The 18,159-nt window shown below is 68.5% G+C and carries 20 protein-coding genes and 1 other RNA gene; 5 read left to right on the plus strand and 16 right to left on the minus strand.

Annotated features, from left to right (window positions below; genetic code table 11):
• Nucleotides 1-6 precede the first annotated feature (6 nt).
• From AC06FE_RS17445 to mraZ, 4 genes are read right to left on the minus strand one after another with little or no spacing between them, the layout of a single operon-like run.
• Nucleotides 7-1,869, minus strand: a complete 1,863-nt coding sequence (locus tag AC06FE_RS17445) for a peptidoglycan D,D-transpeptidase FtsI family protein (RefSeq protein WP_132864990.1) — start codon at nucleotides 1,867-1,869, stop codon at nucleotides 7-9.
• The gene (gene ftsL / locus AC06FE_RS17450; RefSeq protein WP_132864991.1) at nucleotides 1,866-2,129 is read right to left on the minus strand and encodes a cell division protein FtsL; all 264 of its coding nucleotides are present in this window, start codon (nucleotides 2,127-2,129) and stop codon (nucleotides 1,866-1,868) included. The genes AC06FE_RS17445 and ftsL overlap by 4 nt, the downstream gene beginning before the upstream one ends.
• Entirely contained in the window at nucleotides 2,126-3,094 is a 969-nt protein-coding gene (gene rsmH, locus AC06FE_RS17455; protein ID WP_192286680.1) for a 16S rRNA (cytosine(1402)-N(4))-methyltransferase RsmH, read from the minus strand. Before rsmH ends, ftsL begins: the two co-directional genes overlap by 4 nt.
• Nucleotides 3,095-3,108: 14 nt before the next feature.
• Nucleotides 3,109-3,564 carry a division/cell wall cluster transcriptional repressor MraZ gene (mraZ, locus tag AC06FE_RS17460; RefSeq protein ID WP_132864993.1) on the minus strand — a complete coding sequence of 152 codons (456 nt, stop codon included), beginning with the start codon at nucleotides 3,562-3,564 and terminating at the stop codon, nucleotides 3,109-3,111.
• Nucleotides 3,565-3,884: 320 nt separating this feature from the next.
• Here mraZ and AC06FE_RS17465 point away from each other — a divergent pair, with 320 nt between their 5' ends.
• Nucleotides 3,885-4,655, plus strand: a complete 771-nt coding sequence (locus tag AC06FE_RS17465; protein ID WP_478073751.1) for an NRDE family protein — start codon at nucleotides 3,885-3,887, stop codon at nucleotides 4,653-4,655.
• A gap of 567 nt (nucleotides 4,656-5,222) precedes the next feature.
• Here the strand turns inward: AC06FE_RS17465 and rnpB are convergent.
• The 3 genes from rnpB to rsmI form a co-directional block, all read right to left on the minus strand.
• Nucleotides 5,223-5,654, minus strand: an RNA gene (gene rnpB / locus AC06FE_RS17470) — RNase P RNA component class A.
• Between the two features lie 49 nt (nucleotides 5,655-5,703).
• The gene (locus AC06FE_RS17475) at nucleotides 5,704-6,468 is read right to left on the minus strand and encodes a hypothetical protein (RefSeq protein WP_478073752.1); all 765 of its coding nucleotides are present in this window, start codon (nucleotides 6,466-6,468) and stop codon (nucleotides 5,704-5,706) included.
• Nucleotides 6,446-7,282 (minus strand): 16S rRNA (cytidine(1402)-2'-O)-methyltransferase, encoded by an 837-nt coding sequence (gene rsmI, locus AC06FE_RS17480; protein ID WP_478073753.1) that lies wholly within the window; start codon nucleotides 7,280-7,282, stop codon nucleotides 6,446-6,448. The genes AC06FE_RS17475 and rsmI overlap by 23 nt, the downstream gene beginning before the upstream one ends.
• A gap of 81 nt (nucleotides 7,283-7,363) precedes the next feature.
• Here rsmI and AC06FE_RS17485 point away from each other — a divergent pair, with 81 nt between their 5' ends.
• Genes AC06FE_RS17485 through AC06FE_RS17500 form a run of 4 tightly spaced genes read left to right on the plus strand, consistent with a single transcriptional unit; the run spans nucleotide 7,364 to nucleotide 11,412 of the window.
• The gene (locus AC06FE_RS17485; RefSeq protein ID WP_478073754.1) at nucleotides 7,364-9,088 is read left to right on the plus strand and encodes a penicillin-binding protein activator; all 1,725 of its coding nucleotides are present in this window, start codon (nucleotides 7,364-7,366) and stop codon (nucleotides 9,086-9,088) included.
• Entirely contained in the window at nucleotides 9,078-9,455 is a 378-nt protein-coding gene (locus AC06FE_RS17490) for a YraN family protein (RefSeq protein WP_313252702.1), read from the plus strand. The genes AC06FE_RS17485 and AC06FE_RS17490 overlap by 11 nt, the downstream gene beginning before the upstream one ends.
• Nucleotides 9,455-9,997, plus strand: a complete 543-nt coding sequence (locus tag AC06FE_RS17495) for a metal-dependent hydrolase (RefSeq protein WP_478073755.1) — start codon at nucleotides 9,455-9,457, stop codon at nucleotides 9,995-9,997. The genes AC06FE_RS17490 and AC06FE_RS17495 overlap by 1 nt, the downstream gene beginning before the upstream one ends.
• Nucleotides 9,994-11,412, plus strand: coding sequence for an FAD-binding oxidoreductase (locus tag AC06FE_RS17500; RefSeq protein WP_478073756.1), 1,419 nt, complete (start codon nucleotides 9,994-9,996; stop codon nucleotides 11,410-11,412). Before AC06FE_RS17495 ends, AC06FE_RS17500 begins: the two co-directional genes overlap by 4 nt.
• An 80-nt stretch (nucleotides 11,413-11,492) precedes the next feature.
• Here the strand turns inward: AC06FE_RS17500 and AC06FE_RS17505 are convergent, their stop codons facing one another.
• The 9 genes from AC06FE_RS17505 to AC06FE_RS17545 all read right to left on the minus strand — a co-directional run bounded on the left by AC06FE_RS17505 (nucleotide 11,493) and on the right by AC06FE_RS17545 (nucleotide 18,151).
• Complete coding sequence (locus tag AC06FE_RS17505) at nucleotides 11,493-12,047, minus strand: GTP-binding protein (RefSeq protein ID WP_132865001.1); 555 nt, start codon at nucleotides 12,045-12,047, stop codon at nucleotides 11,493-11,495.
• Entirely contained in the window at nucleotides 12,044-13,000 is a 957-nt protein-coding gene (locus AC06FE_RS17510) for a hypothetical protein (protein ID WP_478073757.1), read from the minus strand. The genes AC06FE_RS17505 and AC06FE_RS17510 overlap by 4 nt, the downstream gene beginning before the upstream one ends.
• Before the next feature lie 77 nt (nucleotides 13,001-13,077).
• Nucleotides 13,078-13,440: a roadblock/LC7 domain-containing protein gene (locus AC06FE_RS17515; RefSeq protein WP_132865003.1), complete on the minus strand. Its 363-nt coding sequence runs from the start codon at nucleotides 13,438-13,440 to the stop codon at nucleotides 13,078-13,080.
• Nucleotides 13,441-13,592: 152 nt separating this feature from the next.
• Nucleotides 13,593-13,991, minus strand: coding sequence for a roadblock/LC7 domain-containing protein (locus AC06FE_RS17520; protein WP_313252710.1), 399 nt, complete (start codon nucleotides 13,989-13,991; stop codon nucleotides 13,593-13,595).
• A 168-nt stretch (nucleotides 13,992-14,159) separates the two neighbouring features.
• Nucleotides 14,160-15,152, minus strand: a complete 993-nt coding sequence (gene thiL, locus AC06FE_RS17525) for a thiamine-phosphate kinase (protein ID WP_478073758.1) — start codon at nucleotides 15,150-15,152, stop codon at nucleotides 14,160-14,162.
• A 91-nt stretch (nucleotides 15,153-15,243) separates the two neighbouring features.
• Nucleotides 15,244-15,723, minus strand: a complete 480-nt coding sequence (nusB, locus tag AC06FE_RS17530; protein ID WP_132865006.1) for a transcription antitermination factor NusB — start codon at nucleotides 15,721-15,723, stop codon at nucleotides 15,244-15,246.
• The gene (gene ribH, locus AC06FE_RS17535; RefSeq protein WP_132865007.1) at nucleotides 15,720-16,187 is read right to left on the minus strand and encodes a 6,7-dimethyl-8-ribityllumazine synthase; all 468 of its coding nucleotides are present in this window, start codon (nucleotides 16,185-16,187) and stop codon (nucleotides 15,720-15,722) included. The genes nusB and ribH overlap by 4 nt, the downstream gene beginning before the upstream one ends.
• A 264-nt stretch (nucleotides 16,188-16,451) precedes the next feature.
• Nucleotides 16,452-17,552 carry a 3,4-dihydroxy-2-butanone-4-phosphate synthase gene (ribB, locus tag AC06FE_RS17540; RefSeq protein WP_192286692.1) on the minus strand — a complete coding sequence of 367 codons (1,101 nt, stop codon included), beginning with the start codon at nucleotides 17,550-17,552 and terminating at the stop codon, nucleotides 16,452-16,454.
• Nucleotides 17,549-18,151 (minus strand): riboflavin synthase, encoded by a 603-nt coding sequence (locus AC06FE_RS17545; protein ID WP_446541924.1) that lies wholly within the window; start codon nucleotides 18,149-18,151, stop codon nucleotides 17,549-17,551. Before AC06FE_RS17545 ends, ribB begins: the two co-directional genes overlap by 4 nt.
• Nucleotides 18,152-18,159: the final 8 nt, after the last annotated feature.

Genomic DNA, 18,159 nt, shown 5'->3' on the forward strand with positions numbered 1-18,159 from the left:
TGTGGCTCACTGGCGCACCTCCGTCGTGGCAGGCGCAGGCGCACTGGCCGTTGGCAGTGCGGCGTCGAATTCGGTTTCAGCGTTGGTGGCTTCGGCGGCGTCCTGCGGGATCGGCAGCGGTGCCGTGCTGCTGCCCGGCTTGCCCCCGACCTTGCCCGCGGCCTGCGCCGCCAGCCACGACTGGATGTCGTCCGGCGGCACGTCCATCAGGCGCAGCGTGCCTTCCATCACGTGGTGGAAGACCGGCGCGGACACCAGGCCGCCGTACTGCAGGCTGCCCTGCGGGTCGTTGACCACGATCACCGCGGCATAGCGCGGGTTGGTGGCCGGCACCACGCCGGCGAACAACAGGTTGTAGTGGCCGCGCTCGTAGCCGTTGGGGCCGTTCTTGCGCGCGGTGCCGGTCTTGCCGGCGACGTGATAGCCCAGGATCGCCGCCTGCTTGGCGCCGCCGTTGGTGACCACGGTTTCCATCATCCGCACCACTTCCTGGGCCACGGACGGGTCCAGCACCTGCCGCGCCTCGTTGCGCTGGCCCTTGATGAAGGTCGGCTGGATCACCTGCCCACCGTTGGCCAGCGCCGAGTACGCCTGCGCGATCTGCAGCGGCGTCACCGACAGGCCGTAGCCGTAGGACATCGTGGTCTTGGTGGTGCCGTACCAGCCCGGGCTGCCCGGCGACGGCACCACGCCCGCCGATTCGCCGGGGAAGCCGCTGTGCGGGGCCACGCCGTAACCGAAGCCACGCACCGAGTCGTAGAACATCTGGTCGGGGATGCGCGCGACGATCTTGGCCGCGCCGATGTTGGAGCTGCGGGTGATCACACCGGTGACGTTGAGCACGCCGTTGTTACGCGGCACGTCGCGGATGGTGTAGCGGCCCAGCGACAGGTAGCCCGGGTTGGTGTCGATGACCGTGTCCGGGGTGACCACGTGGTTCTGCAGCGCGGTGGCGATGGTCAGCGGCTTCATCGTCGAGCCGGGCTCGACCAGGTCGGTCACCGCGCGGTTGCGGCGCGTGTCCGGGGTGGCGCCACTGACGGCATTCGGGTTGTAGGTCGGCAGGTTGGCCATGGCCATCACCTCGCCGGTGGCCACGTCCATGATCACGATCGAACCACCGGCCGCACGGTTGGTGGTCACCGCGTTGCGCAGCTCGCGCATGGCCAGGAACTGGATGCGGCGATCGATGCTCAGGGTCAGGTCCTTGCCCGGCTCGGCCGGACGGACCAGGTCGATGCTCTCCACGATCGCGCCCTTGCGGTCGCGGATCACCTTCTTGATGCCCGGCTTGCCGCGCAGCCATTCGTCGAAGGCCAGCTCCAGGCCTTCCTGGCCGTGGTCGTCGATGTTGGTGAAGCCCAGCACGTGCGCCATCGCCTCACCCTGCGGGTAATAGCGACGGAACTCGCGCTGCGAGAACACGCCCGGGATCTTCAGCGCCACGACCTGCTCGGCCACGTCCGGGTTCATCCGGCGACGCAGGTACATGAACTCCTTGTCGGCCTTCTGCGTGACCTTGGCCGTCACTTCGTCGGCGGGCAGGCCCAGGGCCTGCGCCAGCTCGGGGATGCGCTCGGGCACGCGCAGCAGTTCCTGCGGGTTGACCCAGATCGAGGCCACCGGCGTGGACACCGCCACCGGCTCGCCGTTGCGGTCGGTGATCATGCCGCGCGAGGTCGGGATCGGCACTTCGCGCAGGTAACGGGCCTCGCCCTGGCGCTGGTAGAAGTCGCTGTTGATCAACTGCACGTAGGCCGCGCGCCCGACCAGCGTCACCCCGCACAGGCCCAGGCCCACGGCCACCATCATCAGGCGGTTGCGCAGGTTGAACTGGCTGCGGTTGCGGTTGCGCACGGGCTGGTTCATGGCCGGATCACCACGATGTCAGCGGCCTCGGGGAACTTCATCGCCAGCCGGCCCCGTGCCTCCTGGTCCACGCGCGTGGCCTGGGCCAGGGTGGCCTGCTCCAGCTGCAGGCGACCGAACTCGATGTTCAGCTCGTCGCGGGCGTGCTCGAGCCGGGACAGTTCGACGAACAGCTGCCGATGGCGATGGCGCATGAACACCACCCCGATCGCCGAGGCGATGGTGCAGGCCAGCAGCACGATCAGCAGCAGGCGGCTCATGCAGCCACCTCGCGTTTCTGGGCAACCCGCAGCACCGCGCTGCGCGAGCGCGGGTTGACCGCCAGTTCGTCGTCCTCGGCCTTGATGGCGCCACCGATCAGGTCCAGCGTCGGCACGAAGGCCACCGCCTCGGGCAGCCGGCGGTTGCTCGGCGGGGCCTTGGCATGGCGGTTCATGAACTGCTTGACGATGCGGTCTTCCAGCGAATGGAAGCTGATCACCGCCAGCCGGCCGCCCGGCTTGAGCCGCGCCATCGCCGCGTCCAGCCCGGCCTCCAGGTCGGACAGCTCGCGGTTGATGTGGATGCGGATGGCCTGGAAGCTGCGCGTGGCCGGGTGGATCTTGTCCTTGCCACGCGGCATCACCGAGGCGATCACGTCGGCCAGTTCGGCCGTGCGGCTGAACGGCTGGTTGGCACGACGCGCAACGATGGCCCGGGCGATGCGGCGGCTCTGCCGCTCCTCGCCGTAGGTCCACAGCACGTCGGCGATCTCGCGCTCTTCGGCGCGGTTCACCCACTGCGCGGCGCTCTCGCCCGAATCCGGGTCCATGCGCATGTCCAGCGGGCCGTCCTTGCCGAAGCTGAAACCGCGCTCGGCCACGTCCAGCTGCGGCGAGGACACGCCCAGGTCGAACAGCACGCCGTCCAGGCCGGCAGCGGTCTGGTTCCAGTCCAGCAGGTCGGCGAAGCTGCCGCGGTAGATCGACACTCGACCGTCCGGCGCGAAGTCGCGCTCGGCCACGGCGATGGCCTCGGGGTCCTTGTCCATCACCAGCAGGCGCCCGTCCGGGCCGAGCTGGCGCAACACGCCGCCGGCGTGACCGCCACGACCGAACGTGCCATCCAGGTAAGTACCGTCTTCGATCACCCTCAGGCCCTGAAGGACCTGGGTGTACAGCACCGGCAGGTGAGCCGCCGGCGGCTGCGACACCGGAGGGTGACCGGCCTGCGCTTGACCGCGCACCCGGGCACCCCGGCTCACAACTTCAAGTCGAGCAGCCCATCGCCCAGATCCTCGTCAGACAATGTCTGCTGGATCAGTGCGCGATGCGCTTGCTCGCTCCAAAGTTCGAACTTGTCGCCCATTCCCATCAGCACGGCCTTCTTCTCGATGCCCACCGCATTGCGGTGACTGGAAGGCAGGCTGATGCGGCCATTGCCATCCAGTTCCAGATGGGCCGCCGAACCGACAAGCTTCTGCTGCAGGGTGCGCACCACGCGCTGCGTGTTGGGCTTGGCCATCACATCGTCCCGCACCCGTTCCCACTCCTGCTCTGAGTACAACCACAGGCAACCGGCTTCGAACGGGTTGTAGGTCAGTACCAGGCGATTGCCGCTCACGCGCGCGACTAGGTCGCGGTAGGCGGTTGGCACCGCCATGCGTCCCTTGTCGTCAACCGTGATGGCAGTCTCGCCTTGAAACACGACGGCTATACCTGTTTGTCCGCTTTTGCCCAGGGGGTCATTGAACCACGAAAAACCACAAAAAACCCGGTTTTCCCTCTGATGCCCACCTTAGCAGCCGACCTTGGCTTGTCAACAACTTTCCATGCACAAAATCGCCATAAGCATCAATAGCTTGCAGCAATGTTTAGAGACTTGTTCAAGGCTTATCCACAAGTTGCTGTTTCGTCTCAAATTTTGAGATTTCCATGAAATTCAGCACTGTAGAGACCATGTGAAATCACGCCGGTGGCTACCTTGCCATTCAGGCGGGCATGGCTGGCAACTGCGCAAACAGGCACACTCCGTGCATGTGCCTGGTCACCCTTGCCTGGAAATGCCATCCCCGTTGGCGCCTGCTGATGGCCGGCAACCGCGACGAGTTCCACGCCCGCCCGACCGCTGCCCTGCACGCCTGGCCGGCTTCCCCGGCAGCGGTGATCGCCGGGCGTGACCTGCGCTCGGGTGGCAGTTGGATGGGAATCAATGGCAACGGGCACGCCGCCGTGGTCACCAATGTCCGTGACCCGACCGCCGCAACCGGCGGCCCCTCGCGGGGCGAGCTGATCGCCGGCTACCTGGAGGGCAACGTCGGTGCCACCGCCTATACCGACGCACTGGCCCTGCGTGCGGCCGAGTTCGCCCCGTTCAACCTGCTGGTCGCCGATGCGGACCACTGCGCCTACCTGGGCAACCGCCCCGCGGCCCATCGGGTACTGCAACCGGGCATCCACGGCATGTCCAACGGCGCGCTGGACGCGCCCTGGCCCAAGACCCGTCGCCTGATGCAGGTTCTGGACGGCTGGTTGGAGAGCGGCGAGGAGGCGCTGGACGTGATCTGGCAGGCCCTTGCCGATGAGACGCGGCCGCCGGACGCGGAACTGCCGGCCACCGGCGTTCCACTGGAACTGGAGCGGATGCTCTCCAGCGCGTTCATCCGTGGCCGTGACTATGGCACCCGCGCCAGCACGGTGGTCGCGATCGACCATGATGGCCGCGGCTTCATCCATGAGCGCCGATTCGGGCCGGACGGCGTGTGCCTGGGCGAGCAGCGCGTCGATGTGGCACCGGGCCGGGAGTGAGGCTGCGGGGTTTGCCGGGGGCTTGCCAGAAGCCGCCCTCACCCCAACCCCTCTCCCGTGGACGGGAGAGGGGCTCGGTGGATCAAGCATTCCTGGAGCTGAAGCCTGGTATTCACGCTTTTGGTGCCCTGACGCGACGCGAGCCAAGCCATCCCACAGCAGCAGGAAGCCCCTTTAGTAAAGGGGGGGGGGCGCCGACAGACGCGGGGAATTGGGTGGCCAGAGGCCCGGGGCCCACGGTTTCGCACCGCGGAACCTTGGGGCTTTCCTCGCCAGGCAGGTGGTGCACGCCACCACGTGGAACGATCCGCCAGAAGCCGCCCTCACCCCAACCGCTCTCCCGTGGACGGGAGAGGGGCTCGGTGGATCAAGTATTCCTGGAGCTGAAGCCTGGCATTCACGCTTTTGGTGCCCTGACGCGAGCCAAGCCATCCCACAGCAGCAGGAAGCCCCTTTAGTAAAGGGGGCGCGCCGACAGGCGCAGGGAATTGGGTGGGCAGAGGCCCGGGGCCCGAGGTTCCGCGCCGCGGAACCTTGGGGCTTTGCTCGCCAGGCAGGCGAGGAAAGCGGCGGAGCCGGCCGATAAGCCGGGTTCTGTCGTGGACAGTCATTCTTCTAGGCGCCACGTCACCGTGACGCTCAAGCAACCTACCCGGACCCGACGCGGGCCACGTCATGAGGTCCCTATTTGGTCTTGCTCCAGGTGGGGTTTGCCGTACCGGTCTGTTGCCAGACTCGCGGTGCGCTCTTACCGCACCATTTCACCCTTACCGGCCCCTCGCCACCCCGTTGCGTCCTTCCGGACCACTTGGGCGATGCATTCGCATCGCCAGTTGCGGTCATGAGGCCGCAATGGGGTGACGAGGGACGTAGGCGGTATCTTTCTGTTGCACTTTCCGTCGGCTCGCGCCGCCCAGGCGTTACCTGGCACCTTGCCCTGTGGAGCCCGGACTTTCCTCGGCATTCCCGAAGGAATGACGCGACTGTCTGGCCGACTCCGCCGCGCGCATTGTCGCACGTCCAGCAGGGTTTCTGCCCGACGCTTCGTTCATCCGGCCACGGGCGGCACATAGCGCATGCGCTGCACGCCAGTGGCGGTGAACGACAGCAGCCAGCCTTCGCGCAGGATGTCGACCTGCTGGAAGTCGGCATGCGCGTCACTGGCGATCAACTGCGCCGACAGCGCATCCAGCGCCGCCAACCCCCAGTCCAGCAGTGCTTCCTCGGCGACGTCCTCGATGAACGCCACCGGCGGCAGCGGCCAGTTGTCGTACAGCAGCAGGACGTTGCACGGCTGCACCGCGAACGCCGGCTTGTGCAGCACCTCGCGTTTCTTCTCCACCGCCCAACGCATCACCTCCACCCACAGCCGCTCCGGCTCATCGCCGATCCAGGGACTGCCTTCGTAGGTATCGGCCAGCAGTTGCCGCATCAACGGGCTGTCCCATTCCGCCCGCCCTTCCCCCGGACGGTAATGCGGCACCGGACGGACCCAGCCGGAGTTGATGCCGCTCAGCTTGGCCTGCAGCTGCTTGAAGCTCTCCGGCACCACCTCCATGCATTCCACGCCCACCCGCCCGGTTCCGGTATCAACCAGGAAATCCGGGCTTTCGCGCTTGTGCACCTGCACCGGGTACGCCAACTGCGGGGACCAGGCGGTCAGCCAGCGGGTCATCATCCAGCGTTCGCGCTGCTCCTTGGCCTGGCTGCCCGTGGCCACGGCCAATGGATGCTCGCGCAGGTCCAGTTGCCCGCGCAGGCTGGCGGCGTCGGCCGCCGCCCACCACGCCTCAGTCGTTGCCGCCCTGTCCATACAAGGCCTTGCGCGGCGCACCGCTCAGTTCGGCCGCCAGCTTGGCGGCGGTGGAGGGAGGCAGGTGCTCGTTGAGCCTGGCATACAGGCGGCGGCCTTCTGCGACCTTGGCCGCCTCATCGTCGCCGGCGCCCTGCACCATCACCACGAACTCGCCCTTGCGCTGGTTGTCGTCGGCCTGCACGGTGGCCAGCAGCTGCGCCAGCGAGCCATCCAGCACGGTCTCGAACAGCTTGGTCAGCTCACGCGCGACCACCGCCGGTCGCTCCGCACCAAATGCCATCGCCATGTCGGCCAGCGATTCGGCGATGCGGTGCGAGGACTCGTAGAACACCAGCGTGCCTGTCTCGCTGGCCAACCGCTGCAGGCGGTCGCGGCGCGCGGCCGCCTTGGCCGGCAGGAAGCCCTCGAACACGAAGCGGTCGCTGGGCAGGCCGGCCACGCTCAATGCGGCAATGGCGGCGCAGGCCCCCGGCACGGGGCTGACCTTGATGCCGGCCGCGCGCGCGGCGCGCACCAGCCGGAAGCCCGGGTCGCTGACCAGCGGGGTACCGGCATCACTGACCACGGCCAGCGATTCGCCGGCCTGCAGGCGCGCGACCACGCGCTGCGCCATCGCTTCCTCGTTGTGGTCGTGCAGCGCGACCAACGGCTTGCTGATGCCAAAATGCGACAGCAGCTGCCCGGTATGACGGGTGTCCTCGGCGCAGATCGCCGCCACCGAACGCAGCACCTCCTGCGCGCGCGGGCTCAGGTCGGCCAGGTTGCCGATGGGCGTGGCAACGACATACAAGGTGGCAACGGTGGTACTCATCATCGGGATTTCCATGGGCAAGGGTAGAATCCTACCGTTTCCCCCGCCCGGCACCGCCGCGCCCCGTCGAACGGACCTCAAATGAACAAGCAAGCCGCTCGGATTTCCGCCCTGTCACTGTCGATGCTGCTGTTCGTGGGCTGCGTCACCACCAGCGTGGCGCCGACCACGTCGCCTGCCCAGCAGGCCGCCATCGCCCTGCTCGAGCAGGGCAAGCCGCGCGAAGCGGCGCAGCAACTGGAAGCCCAGGCCGCGCAGGCGCGCGGTGCGGGCAAGTCGATGCTGCTGGCCGACGCCGCCTTTGCCTGGCACGACGCCGGCGACGATGCGCGTGCGCGCATGCTGATCCCGCAGGTGCAGGTGCGCCAGCTCAGCGGTGCCACCCGCCAGCGGTACCACCTGATGCTGGCCGAGCAGGCCCTGGCCGAGCAGCAGCCGGCGGTGGCCCTGCAGGCGCTGACCGGCAGCAATGACCCGTTGCCGCCCGCGCTGCAGACGCGCTGGCTGCTGGCCCGCGCGCAGGCGCTGGAAGCCACCGGCGATGCGTTCGCCGCCGCCGCCGAGCGCGCCCGCGCCGGCGTGCTGCTCAGCGGCACCGCGCGCAACGACAACCAGCGCGCCATCACCCGCCTGCTGGCCGGCATCAACGATGCCACCCTGTCCAGCCGCGCCGCCGCGCTGCCAGTCGGCGACCCGCTGTACAACCACGCCGGGCGCGCCCTGCTCGGCCGTGGCCTGCCGCTGCCGCGTCCGTTCGACCGCGATGCCGCGTGGCAGGTCGATACCGGCAAGCGCCCGCCGGCCGACGTCGACGGCTACCGTCCGCCGGTCAAGCTCGCGGTGCTGCTGCCGCTGACCGGCAACCTGGCCACCGCGGCCGCGCCGGTGCGCGATGGCCTGCTGGCCGGCTATTACGGCGAAGGCCGGCGCCGCCCGCAGATCGATTTCCTCGACACCCGCGGCACCGCCGCCGGTGCGATCGCCGCCTATGACAAGGCCGTGGCCGCCGGCGCCGACTTCGTGGTCGGCCCGCTGGGCCGGGACGAGGTCGATGCGCTGTTCCACCGCGATCCGCTGCAGGTCCCGCTGCTGGCCCTGAACCGCGGCAAGGATGCACCGCCGCCGGGCAGCGCCGCGTTCTCGCTGGCCCCGGAAGACGACGGCATCATGGCCGCCGAATACCTGCTCGGCCGCGAGCGCGGCAACGTGCTGGTGATCGCCAGCAACGACGACAGCGGCCGCCGTGCCAGCGCCGCGTTCAAGGAGCGTTTCGCCGAACGCGGCGGTAAGCTCGCCGCCAGCATCAATGTCGGCGAAGCCCCCGGCGACATCAGCGCGCAGCTGCGCCAGGCCGCCGGCGTGGACGCGGTGTTCCTCGCGGTGAAGGGCAACCAGGCGCGCGCACTGGCCCCGCAGCTGGCACTGTCCGGCCTGGCCGGGGTCAGCCGCGTCGGCACCTCGCAGCTGGTCAACAACACCGGCAAGGCCGAGGAAGACACCGCGCTGGACGGCATCATCTATCCGAGCGAGGCATGGACCACGCGCGGCGTGGCCGGCCTGCCGGCCGCCAGCAGCCTGGCCAGCACCCTGCCGACCGCGCGTGGCGGTGCCGCCCGCCTGTTCGCCTTCGGCTTCGATGCCTGGAAGATCACCGCCTACCTGGAAAAGCTGGCCACCAGCACCAGCGGTGGACTGAGCGGTGCCACCGGCGCGCTGCACCTGGACGGCTTCGGCAACGTGCTGCGCACGCCGGCATGGTCCACCTTCAGCGGCGGCCGCCCGACCCCGATCGGTGATGGCCGCTGACCAGGCCCGGCGTGGCGCGGCGGTGGAAGCTGCCGCGCGCACGCACCTGGAACAGGCCGGCCTGCGTTGGCTGGCCAGCAATGTCCGCTATCGGGGTGGCGAACTGGACCTGGTGATGCGCGAGGCCGGCCGCGAAGGCGCGTTGGTGTTCGTCGAAGTCCGCTACCGTCGCTCCAGCGCATTCGGTGGCGGTGCCGCCTCGGTCGATGCCGGCAAGCGCCGCCGCCTGCTGCATGCCGCGCAGCTGTACCTGTCCCAGCACGACGTACTGGCACGCCTGCCATGCCGGTTCGACGTGGTCGAAGCCAGTGGCGAGCCCCCGCGCCTGCACTGGATCCGCGACGCCTTCCGCGCCGACGACTGCTGATGCCCAGTGTCTTCACCCATGCCGCGGTCCCGCTGGCGCTGTGGTGCGCGAGCGAACGCGGGCGCATTTCCGCCCGCCTGCTCGGTGCCGGCGTAGCGGCGGCAATGCTGCCCGATGCCGACGTGCTCGCCTTCGCCCTGCACATTCCCTATGCCGATGCCTTCGGTCATCGCGGCGCGAGCCATTCACTGCTGTTCGCCGCCGTGCTGGGCCTGGTGGCATGCGCGTTGTCGCCCTGGCTGCGCGCCAGCCGGGTGCAGGCGGCCGCGTTCGTGACCGCCTGCGCGCTGTCGCATCCGCTGCTGGACGCCTTCACCTCGGGCGGGCTGGGCGTGGCGTTGTGGTGGCCGTGGAGCGAGCAGCGCCTGTTCGCGCCGTGGCGCCCCATCCGCGTTTCGCCCTTCGCCAATAATTTCTTCAGCGCCCGCGGGCTGCAGACCATGCTGTCGGAACTGCGCTGGGTATGGCTGCCGCTATTCTCCTGCGTGCTGGGCTGGAAGCTGGTCCAGCACCGCGCACCCACCGATCAGACATCCCCATGACGCCGTTGCCGCCCGCCTTCCACGCCACCCTGTCCGAACTGCTCGGCGAAGACTGGCGCACCGATGCCACCGCGCTGGAAGCGCACGCGCAGGACAACTCCTGGCGGCATGCCTTGCCGCAGGGCGTGGCCCTGCCACGCAACCGTGAACAGGTGCAGGCCATCGTGCGTGCCTGCCACGACCATGGCGTGCCGCTGGTCGGCCGTGGCGCCGGCACCGGCACCACCGGTGCTGCGGTGCCCACCGCCGGCGGCGTGGTGCTGTCCTTCGTGCACATGAACCGCATCCTCGACATCCGCGCGGGCGACCGCTGCGCGGTGGTCGAACCCGGCGTGCTCAACGGCGACCTGCAGCAGGCACTGATGCCGCATGGGCTGTTCTGGCCACCGGACCCGTCCAGTGCCGAGATCTGCAGCATCGGCGGCAACCTGGCCTGCAATGCCGGCGGCCCACGCGCGGTGAAGTACGGCACCAGCCGCGACAACGTGCTCGGGCTGGTCGCGGTGACCGGCACCGGCGCGCTGATCCGCTGTGGCGGCCCGTATACCAAGGACGCTACCGGCTACGACCTGACCCACCTGATCGTCGGCAGCGAAGGCACGCTGGCACTGATCGTGGAAGCCACCCTCAAGCTGGCGCCGCGACCGCGCGCGCAGGCCGGCCTGCGCGTGCTGTACCGCGACGCCGGGTCGGCCGCAGCGGCGGTGTCGCGGGTGATGGCGCAGCCGGTGACACCGACCATGCTGGAATTCATGGATGCCCGCAGCCTCGAACTGCTGCGCCGCAATGGTGCGCAGGTGCCCGATGCCGGCGCGATGCTGCTGATCGAGGCCGACGGCGACGACGACACCCTGCCCTACCTGCTCAATGCACTGGCCCAGGCCGCCGAAGGCGATGGCATGCTGGAACTGGACGTGGCCACCGACGGCAGCGCCCGCGACCGGCTGTGGGCGGCGCGGCGCGCGCTCTCCCCCGCGCTGAAGAGCATCGCGCCGGGCAAGATCAACGAGGACGTGGTGGTGCCGGTGTCGCGCATCCCGGAACTGGTGGAGGGCGTGCAGCAGCTGTCGCGGGAAGCGGCGTTGCCGATCGTCACCTTCGGCCATGCCGGCAACGGCAACCTGCACGTCAACATCCTTTACCACCCGGACGACGCCGGCGAGAGCGCCCGCGCCCATGCCGCGCTGCCCAAGGTGTTCGCGCTGACGCTGGCGCTGGGCGGCACGCTGTCCGGCGAGCACGGCATCGGCCTGGCCAAGCGCGACTTCATGGCCCAGGCCTTCAGCGCCAGCACGCTGGCCGCGATGCAGGCGATCAAGCAGGCGCTGGACCCGGCCGGCATCCTCAACCCGGGGAAGGTAATGCCGCCCCTGGTGCCCACTCCCCATGGGCACCAGGGCACGGACTTCCCCTGAGACATTGCCCCGCACACGCACGGCGACCGGCGCGCCTGCATGCGCCGTCGCGCGTGGCGGGGAATCGTAGGTCGGTGGTGTTACGCCACCGCTTCAGCGTAGCGGCAGGACAGCAGTGCCTTGACCAGGAAATCGACCTGGCTGGCCTCACGCGCATCCACCCACATCACCGGCAGGCGATGGCCTGCCTGGGACAGCGCGTTGCGGAAATCGGTGAAGCGGAACGCCGGTTCGCGGTCCTGGCAGGTGATGCCCACCGCGAAGCAGGCCTCCGGCGCCAATGCACGGAAGTGTTCCAGCAGCGTCAGCGTACTTGGCAGCGCGCGCGGGTTGAGTGCGCTCACAAGTACGATCACGCCAATCGCTCCTTCGGCGACGATCGGCCACATGAAATCCAGGTAGGCCTGGCCCGGCACGCCGTAGACATGCAGCAGTTCGCCGTCACCCAGCTCGATGGAGCTGTAGTCCAGCGCCACGGTGGTATGCGACTTGTCCTCGAACGCCTCCAGTGCCGCCTCGTCACTGATCGGCATTTCGGTGCTGATCGGTTCCATGTCCGAGATCGACCTGATCGCGGTCGTTTTTCCCGCACCCATTTCACCGACAAATACCAGCTTGGTTGCCATAGCCGTCAGACCTGAAGCCCCTTGGAAAAATTGAGCCCGAACCGTTTTGCGATACGCGAGAAGAAGCCGGAGACCTTGTTGCCGGAGCCGCGCGGGGTGGCCACCGGCGCGCTGGAGGTATCCAGCAGGTGCGTGCAGGCAGCGGCCCCCATGATACGGGCAACGTCGTCCAGTGACGTACCCGTGGCCTGGGCCAGCTCGTCCGGTCGCCATGGACGGATCATCATCGCCGCCATCGGCAGCAGCCACTGCATCGGCAGCTTGCCGGTCTCCACCTCGGGCCAACCGCGCAGCCGGCAATGGCCCTGCAGGTCCACCGGCAGCAGCGGCTCGCTGTTCAGCACCGCCGCCCGCCAGCAGAAATCCTCGAACGGGTGCTGCCCGACCGCATCGGACATGCACTGCTCCAGCGTCGTGTCGCCGTCGAGCAGCGACAGCGTCCAGCCGGCTTCGGCCGCCGCCCGCAGGCAGTTCTCGTAGGGGATGTCGCGCAGCAGGGTGACCTGGGTCTGGTCGGCATCGACCACCACCTTCACCAGGCCCATGTGCAGCAGGCAGGGTTTGCCCCTGGCCTCTTCCAGGCTGCGGAACAGGGTGCGCGGGCGGAACCGCTCGCCACTGCTGTCCGCGGCCAGCAGGAGCTGGCGCAGTTGCTGGAAGATCTCGCGGACGCTGGCGCCATAGGCCACGCCCGGCACGCTCAGGCTGGACAGGACGTTGCGGGTGACCGCCAGTACCGGCAGCCCCTTCCGGTCGGCCTCGCGCAGCAGCTCCTGGCCGCGGCTGTCGTCGGCACTGGCCACCAGCAGGTCCACCTTCTGCTGGTTCCATTCCTGCACGTCGGCCTGGATGTACTCGGCCATCAACAGCGAACTGGCGACCTTCAGCCGCATGACGTGCAGGACATCCAGTCCCTGGCAACCAATCACGGCGGCGGAGATCTTGCGGGCGGGTGCACTCATCGTATCGATCAGGCCTGGGCGTCGAAGCGCATCAACTGCACCGCCGCCCCGTCACGGGGCAGCGGTGCATCGGTCGATCACTTGAAGTCGAGCGTCTGCTCGAAGGACTTCAGCTCGTGGCGAGCCAGGGCCAGGTTGGCGCGCGAGCGATCCAGCACCACGTACAGGAACAGGTCCTGGTTGCTTTCCAGCGGACGGATCAGGTGGTACTGCTTGGTCAGGGTGATCAGGATGTCCTCGATCGCCTCGGTGATGCCCAGCGACGCGGCGACGCGGCGCTTGGCGCGCACCACTTCGGTGTTGCCTGCCGCAGCGACTTCCAGGTTGAGCGGACCGCCGCCGAGCATGCCCAGGGCCATGCCGCTGTCGCTGTCGACCAGGGCAGCGCCGACGAAACCGGCGATTTCATTCAACTTGTCGAGCTTTACGTTTCCAGCCATGTTCATCTCCAAGGTTCAGTGATCTTGATGACGTGCCGCCCAGTCCTTCCCCGGAAAGGCAACACGGTTGGTCGAGGCGAAGCCCGTCGACCCGGGCCGGTCCTCCGGCACGCCGGAAGACCTGTAGCACAGATGCGTTACAGCCAATGGGGTTACAGCAGGGACTTGATGCGGGCCGCGGCATCGCGGGCCGCGTAGAGCAGGATCGCCAGCGAGGTATCGGAATGGCCCAATGCCGCCAGCGTGTACGGACGGTCGGCATCGACGCGGACCAACACCATGCTGCCCTGCGCGGTGGACATGGTCACGTAGTCGGCCGTTGCCAGCCCGAGCTCGCGCGACAGGGTCTCACCCAGGGTCAGGAAGGAGTTGCTCATCGCCGACAGACGTCGCGGGTCGAGCTTGTTGCGGGAACGGTGCGCGATGGCACGGCCATCGGCCGTGGACACCAACAACATGGAAATGCCAGCGCTGCCTTCCATCACGCTGTCCAGTGCCGCTTCCAGCGCAGGGCCGTCCACGGTCACCGAAGGCGAACCTACATCGCTCATCTTCGCCCTGACCTTTTCAAGCGTTGCCATTTCCATTCACGATCCCCTGTTAATCGCGTCGCACCCAGCAGGAACGAAAAACGCGACATCGATCACGTTGTTGATGGTATGTATGAATACGTGGACACGATGTGAACGGCATTTCTCATCGTTCAAAACGGGCTTTTCCTATTGCCCCCCGATCGAAAAGTGATTGAACCCCGACCGCTCCCTGGAGACTGCCTTGCCCTCCCCGTCGAGCAGCCGGACCCCGCTTCCGGTTCGAATATAGCCAATACGTGTAGCCCGAACTGCTACCGATGCCATGCTTTGAGCGACCTGCGCGCGCGCGGACGCCGGCGCGGTGAAGCACAGCTCGTAGTCGTCACCGGCGCCTGCACGCAGATCTTCGAAAGCCGCGCCGAGCTGCAGCTCGCTGGCGTGCTGCGATGCCGGCAGGCTGCTTTCCATCACCTCCGCGGCAACCCCACTGCGCGCGCAGACATGCCCGAGGTCGGCCAGCAGGCCGTCGGAGACATCGATCGCCGCACTGGCCAGCCCGCGCAGCGCCAGGCCGGCCTCCAGCCGTGGCGTCGGCCTGGCCAGGCGCAACCGCAACTGCTCCCGTGCCGGCTCGGCCACAGGGCCGGCCACCGCCAACTGCCCCTGCTGCCATAGCGCCAGCGCCAGGCCCGCCTCACCCGGCACGCCGGTCACCCAGACATCGTCGTCCGGCCGCGCGCCGTCGCGGCGCAGCGCTTGTCCGACGGGCACCTGGCCCATCGCGGTGATCGAGATCGCCAGCGGGCCGCGGGTGGTGTCCCCCCCGACCAACGCCATCCCGTGCCGGTCGGCCAGCGCGAAGAAGCCTTCGGCGAAGCCCTCCACCCAGCTGGCCGATGATTCGGGCAGCGACAGCGACAAGGTGCACCATGCCGGCTGCGCGCCCATCGCGGCCAGGTCGGACAGGTTCACCGCCAGTGCCTTCCAGCCGATGTCCTGCGCCGGGGTCTCGTGCGGGAAGTGCACCCCGGCATTGAGCGTGTCGGCGGTGACCACCAGCTGCTGCCCGGGCGCAGGCAGCAGCAGCGCGGCATCGTCACCAATGCCCAGCGCGATGTCGGCGCGTGCGCCGGTGCGGCGACGGATGCGATCGATCAGGCCGAACTCGTCAAGACTCATGGGTTGCACTCTGGATACGAAAACGCCGGTGCCGATGATGCCGGCCCCGGCGTGTTCATGGATCACGGGCGGCGGCGAGGCCGCCGTCGGCTTACTGGCCGGACTCGGTCTTGCGCCACTCCACCGCAGCGCGGTCGAGCACGCCGTTGACGTAGGTGTGGCCGTGTTCGGAACCGAAACGCTTGGCGGTCTCGATGGCCTCGTTGATCACCACGCGGTACGGCACGTCCAGGCGGTAACGCAGCTCGTAGGCGGCCACGCGCAGCACCGCGCGCTCGATCGCATCGACTTCTTCCACGCCACGGTCGACGAACGGGGCCAGCGCCTCGTCCAGGTCGCGACGGTGGTCGAGCACGCCGCGCAGCAGGCTCTCGAAGTAGGCCAGGTCGGCGATTTCATGTGCCTGCTCGTGCGCGAACTGGGCCAGCAGCGACTCGGCGTTGCCGCCGGAGATCTGCCAGGCGTAGATCGCCTGCAGGGCACGACGACGGGCGCGCGAGCGCAGCACCGGGTCGATGCCGTCGCGGCGGACGGGCTTTCCGGCAGGCTTGCCGTTGTTCTTGCTGCTCATGGCAACTGCTCCAGAAGATTGACCATTTCCAATGCCGCCAACGCGGCTTCCTCACCCTTGTTGCCGTGGCTGCCGCCTGCGCGGGCCTCGGCATCCTCGACCCGCTCCACTGCCAGCACGCCATTGAGCACCGGCACGCCGAAATCCAGCTGGGCGCGCATCAGGCCTTCGGCGCAGCGGTCGGCCACGTGCTCGTAGTGGCGGGTATCACCACGGATCACGCAGCCCAGGGTGATGATGGCGGCGTGCCGGCCAGCGGCGGCCAGGCGGGCGGCGACCAGCGGGATTTCCCACGCACCCGGCACACGCACCACGTCGATAGCGTCCTCGCCGATGCCGTTGCCGGCCAGGCTCTGGCGGGCGCCAGCAACCAGCACGTCGGTGATGCGGGCATTCCAGCGGCTGGCGATGATGGCAAAGCGGGCCGAACCGGCCGGGCGGAGGTCGCCTTCGTAGTGGCTCATGGGGTGTGGGGATCCTGAGGGTAGGTAAGTTTAACGTGCGCGGGCGGTGCGGGGCGGGCTTGGCGGTGCTTGGGCTGCGGGACAAGGCGGAGAACACCCCTCCCCAGCCCTCCCCTACGCCTTCGGCGCAAGGGAGGGGGTAGTCCTAGCGAGCTGCCAGAGTTCAGCAATGCCGGCTTCAGCCCCCTCCCGTTGGCGCAAGCCAAGAGGAGGGTTGGGGAGGGGTTATTCTGTGCGCGGGACAACCTCTCACCCCATCCGCCTTCAGGCCTGAACGGTCTCGACGATCTCCAGGCCGTAACCGGCCAGGCCGATCTGGCGGCGCGGGGTGCCCAGCACGCGCAGCTTGCCCAGACCCAGGTCGGACAGGATCTGGGCACCGGCCCCGTTGCGGCGCCACTGGCCCACGTCCTTGTCCTTGCCCGGCACCACCGGCGCCGGCTGCTGGCGCAGGCGGGCCAGCAGGCTGCCGCTGTCACGCGGCGCCGACAGCACCACCATCACGCCGGCACCGGCCGCATCGATGGCGCGCAGCGCATCGGTGGCGGCCACGCCGAAGTCGTCGCGGCGCCAGTGCAGCAGGTCGGCCAGCGGGTTTTCCACCTGCACGCGCACCAGCGTCGGGGTGTCCTTGTCCGGCGTGCCGCGGACCAGCGCGAAGTGCAGGTCATTGGCAATGCGGTCGCGGTAGGTGACCAGCCGGAACGCACCGAATTCGGTGTCGATGTCGCGCTCGTCCACGCGCTCGACCGTGTGCTCGGTGGCCAGGCGGTAGGCGATCAGGTCGGCGATGGAACCCATTTTCAGGCCGTGCTCGCGGGCGAACACCTCCAGCTCCGGGCGACGCGCCATGCTGCCGTCGGGGTTGAGGATCTCCACGAGCACGCCGGCCGGCTCCAGCCCGGCCAGCATGGCTAGGTCCACGCCGGCCTCGGTGTGGCCGGCGCGGGTCAGCACGCCACCGGGCTGGGCAATCAGCGGGAAGATGTGGCCCGGCTGGTGCAGGTCCGACGGCTTGGCATTGGGCTTGACCGCGGTACGAATGGTGTGGGCGCGGTCGTGCGCGGAGATGCCGGTGGTGACGCCCTCGGCGGCCTCGATGCTGACCGTGAAGTTGGTCTGGAACTGCGCGGTATTGGCCTGCACCATCGGCGCCAGACCGAGGTCTGCCGCGCGCGTGCGGGTCAGCGGCAGGCACACCAGGCCGCGGCCATGGGTGACCATGAAGTTGATGTCCGACGGCTTGACCAGCTCGGCGGCCATGATCAGGTCGCCTTCGTTCTCGCGGTCCTCGTCATCGACGATGACCACCATGCGGCCGGCACGGATCTCTTCCAGCAGTTCGGGAACGGGTGCGAAGTTCATCGTGCGGCTCCTTGGCCCAGCAGGCGCTCGACGTAACGGGCGACCAGATCGATTTCCAGGTTCACCGCGCTGCCCACGCCGGTGGCCGAGAACGCGGTATTGGCGACGGTGTGCGGGATCAGCGCGACCTCGAAGCCTTCGTCGTCGGCCTCGTTGACGGTGAGGCTGACGCCGTCCACGCAGATTGAGCCCTTCCTGGCGATGTACTTGAGCAGCGGTTCGGGCGCGGCGAAGCGCCAGCGCAACGCGCGCGCATCCTCATGGATGGACAACACCTTGCCCAGCCCATCGACGTGGCCGCTGACCAGGTGCCCGCCGAGGCGGTCGGTCGGGCGCATCGCGCGCTCGAGGTTGATCACCGCGCCGTCGGCCAACGTGCCAAGCGTGGTCAGGGACAGGGTCTCGGTGGACGCATCGGCCTGGAAGCTGTGCGCGTCGAATGCGATGACGGTCAGGCAGACGCCGTTGACGGCGATGCTCTCGCCCATCTGCACGTGGTCGAACGGCAGGTTGCCGACGTTGAAGGTGAAGCGGACGTCGCCGCCGATGGGTTCGCGTGCGGCCAGCATGCCGACGCCTTCGATGATTCCAGTAAACACTAACGTTC

The sequence above is a fragment of the Stenotrophomonas sp. Steno-C18 genome (assembly GCF_056393195.1).

Bases quoted from the DNA above. Each gene is read 5' to 3' on its own strand.
- AC06FE_RS17445 (WP_132864990.1), bottom strand. From the start codon at position 1,869: ATGAACCAGCCCGTGCGCAACCGCAACCGCAGCCAGTTCAACCTGCGC.
- AC06FE_RS17510 (WP_478073757.1), bottom strand. From the start codon at position 13,000: ATGAGTGCACCCGCCCGCAAGATCTCCGCCGCCGTGATTGGTTGCCAG.
- AC06FE_RS17520 (WP_313252710.1), bottom strand. From the start codon at position 13,991: ATGAGCGATGTAGGTTCGCCTTCGGTGACCGTGGACGGCCCTGCGCTG.
- ribH (WP_132865007.1), bottom strand. From the start codon at position 16,187: ATGAGCCACTACGAAGGCGACCTCCGCCCGGCCGGTTCGGCCCGCTTT.
- AC06FE_RS17465 (WP_478073751.1), top strand. From the start codon at position 3,885: ATGTGCCTGGTCACCCTTGCCTGGAAATGCCATCCCCGTTGGCGCCTG.
- AC06FE_RS17500 (WP_478073756.1), top strand. From the start codon at position 9,994: ATGACGCCGTTGCCGCCCGCCTTCCACGCCACCCTGTCCGAACTGCTC.
- ftsL (WP_132864991.1), bottom strand. From the start codon at position 2,129: ATGAGCCGCCTGCTGCTGATCGTGCTGCTGGCCTGCACCATCGCCTCG.
- AC06FE_RS17475 (WP_478073752.1), bottom strand. From the start codon at position 6,468: ATGGACAGGGCGGCAACGACTGAGGCGTGGTGGGCGGCGGCCGACGCC.
- rsmI (WP_478073753.1), bottom strand. From the start codon at position 7,282: ATGAGTACCACCGTTGCCACCTTGTATGTCGTTGCCACGCCCATCGGC.
- ribB (WP_192286692.1), bottom strand. From the start codon at position 17,552: ATGAACTTCGCACCCGTTCCCGAACTGCTGGAAGAGATCCGTGCCGGC.
- thiL (WP_478073758.1), bottom strand. From the start codon at position 15,152: ATGAGTCTTGACGAGTTCGGCCTGATCGATCGCATCCGTCGCCGCACC.
- AC06FE_RS17495 (WP_478073755.1), top strand. From the start codon at position 9,455: ATGCCCAGTGTCTTCACCCATGCCGCGGTCCCGCTGGCGCTGTGGTGC.
- AC06FE_RS17485 (WP_478073754.1), top strand. From the start codon at position 7,364: ATGAACAAGCAAGCCGCTCGGATTTCCGCCCTGTCACTGTCGATGCTG.
- AC06FE_RS17515 (WP_132865003.1), bottom strand. From the start codon at position 13,440: ATGGCTGGAAACGTAAAGCTCGACAAGTTGAATGAAATCGCCGGTTTC.
- nusB (WP_132865006.1), bottom strand. From the start codon at position 15,723: ATGAGCAGCAAGAACAACGGCAAGCCTGCCGGAAAGCCCGTCCGCCGC.
- AC06FE_RS17490 (WP_313252702.1), top strand. From the start codon at position 9,078: ATGGCCGCTGACCAGGCCCGGCGTGGCGCGGCGGTGGAAGCTGCCGCG.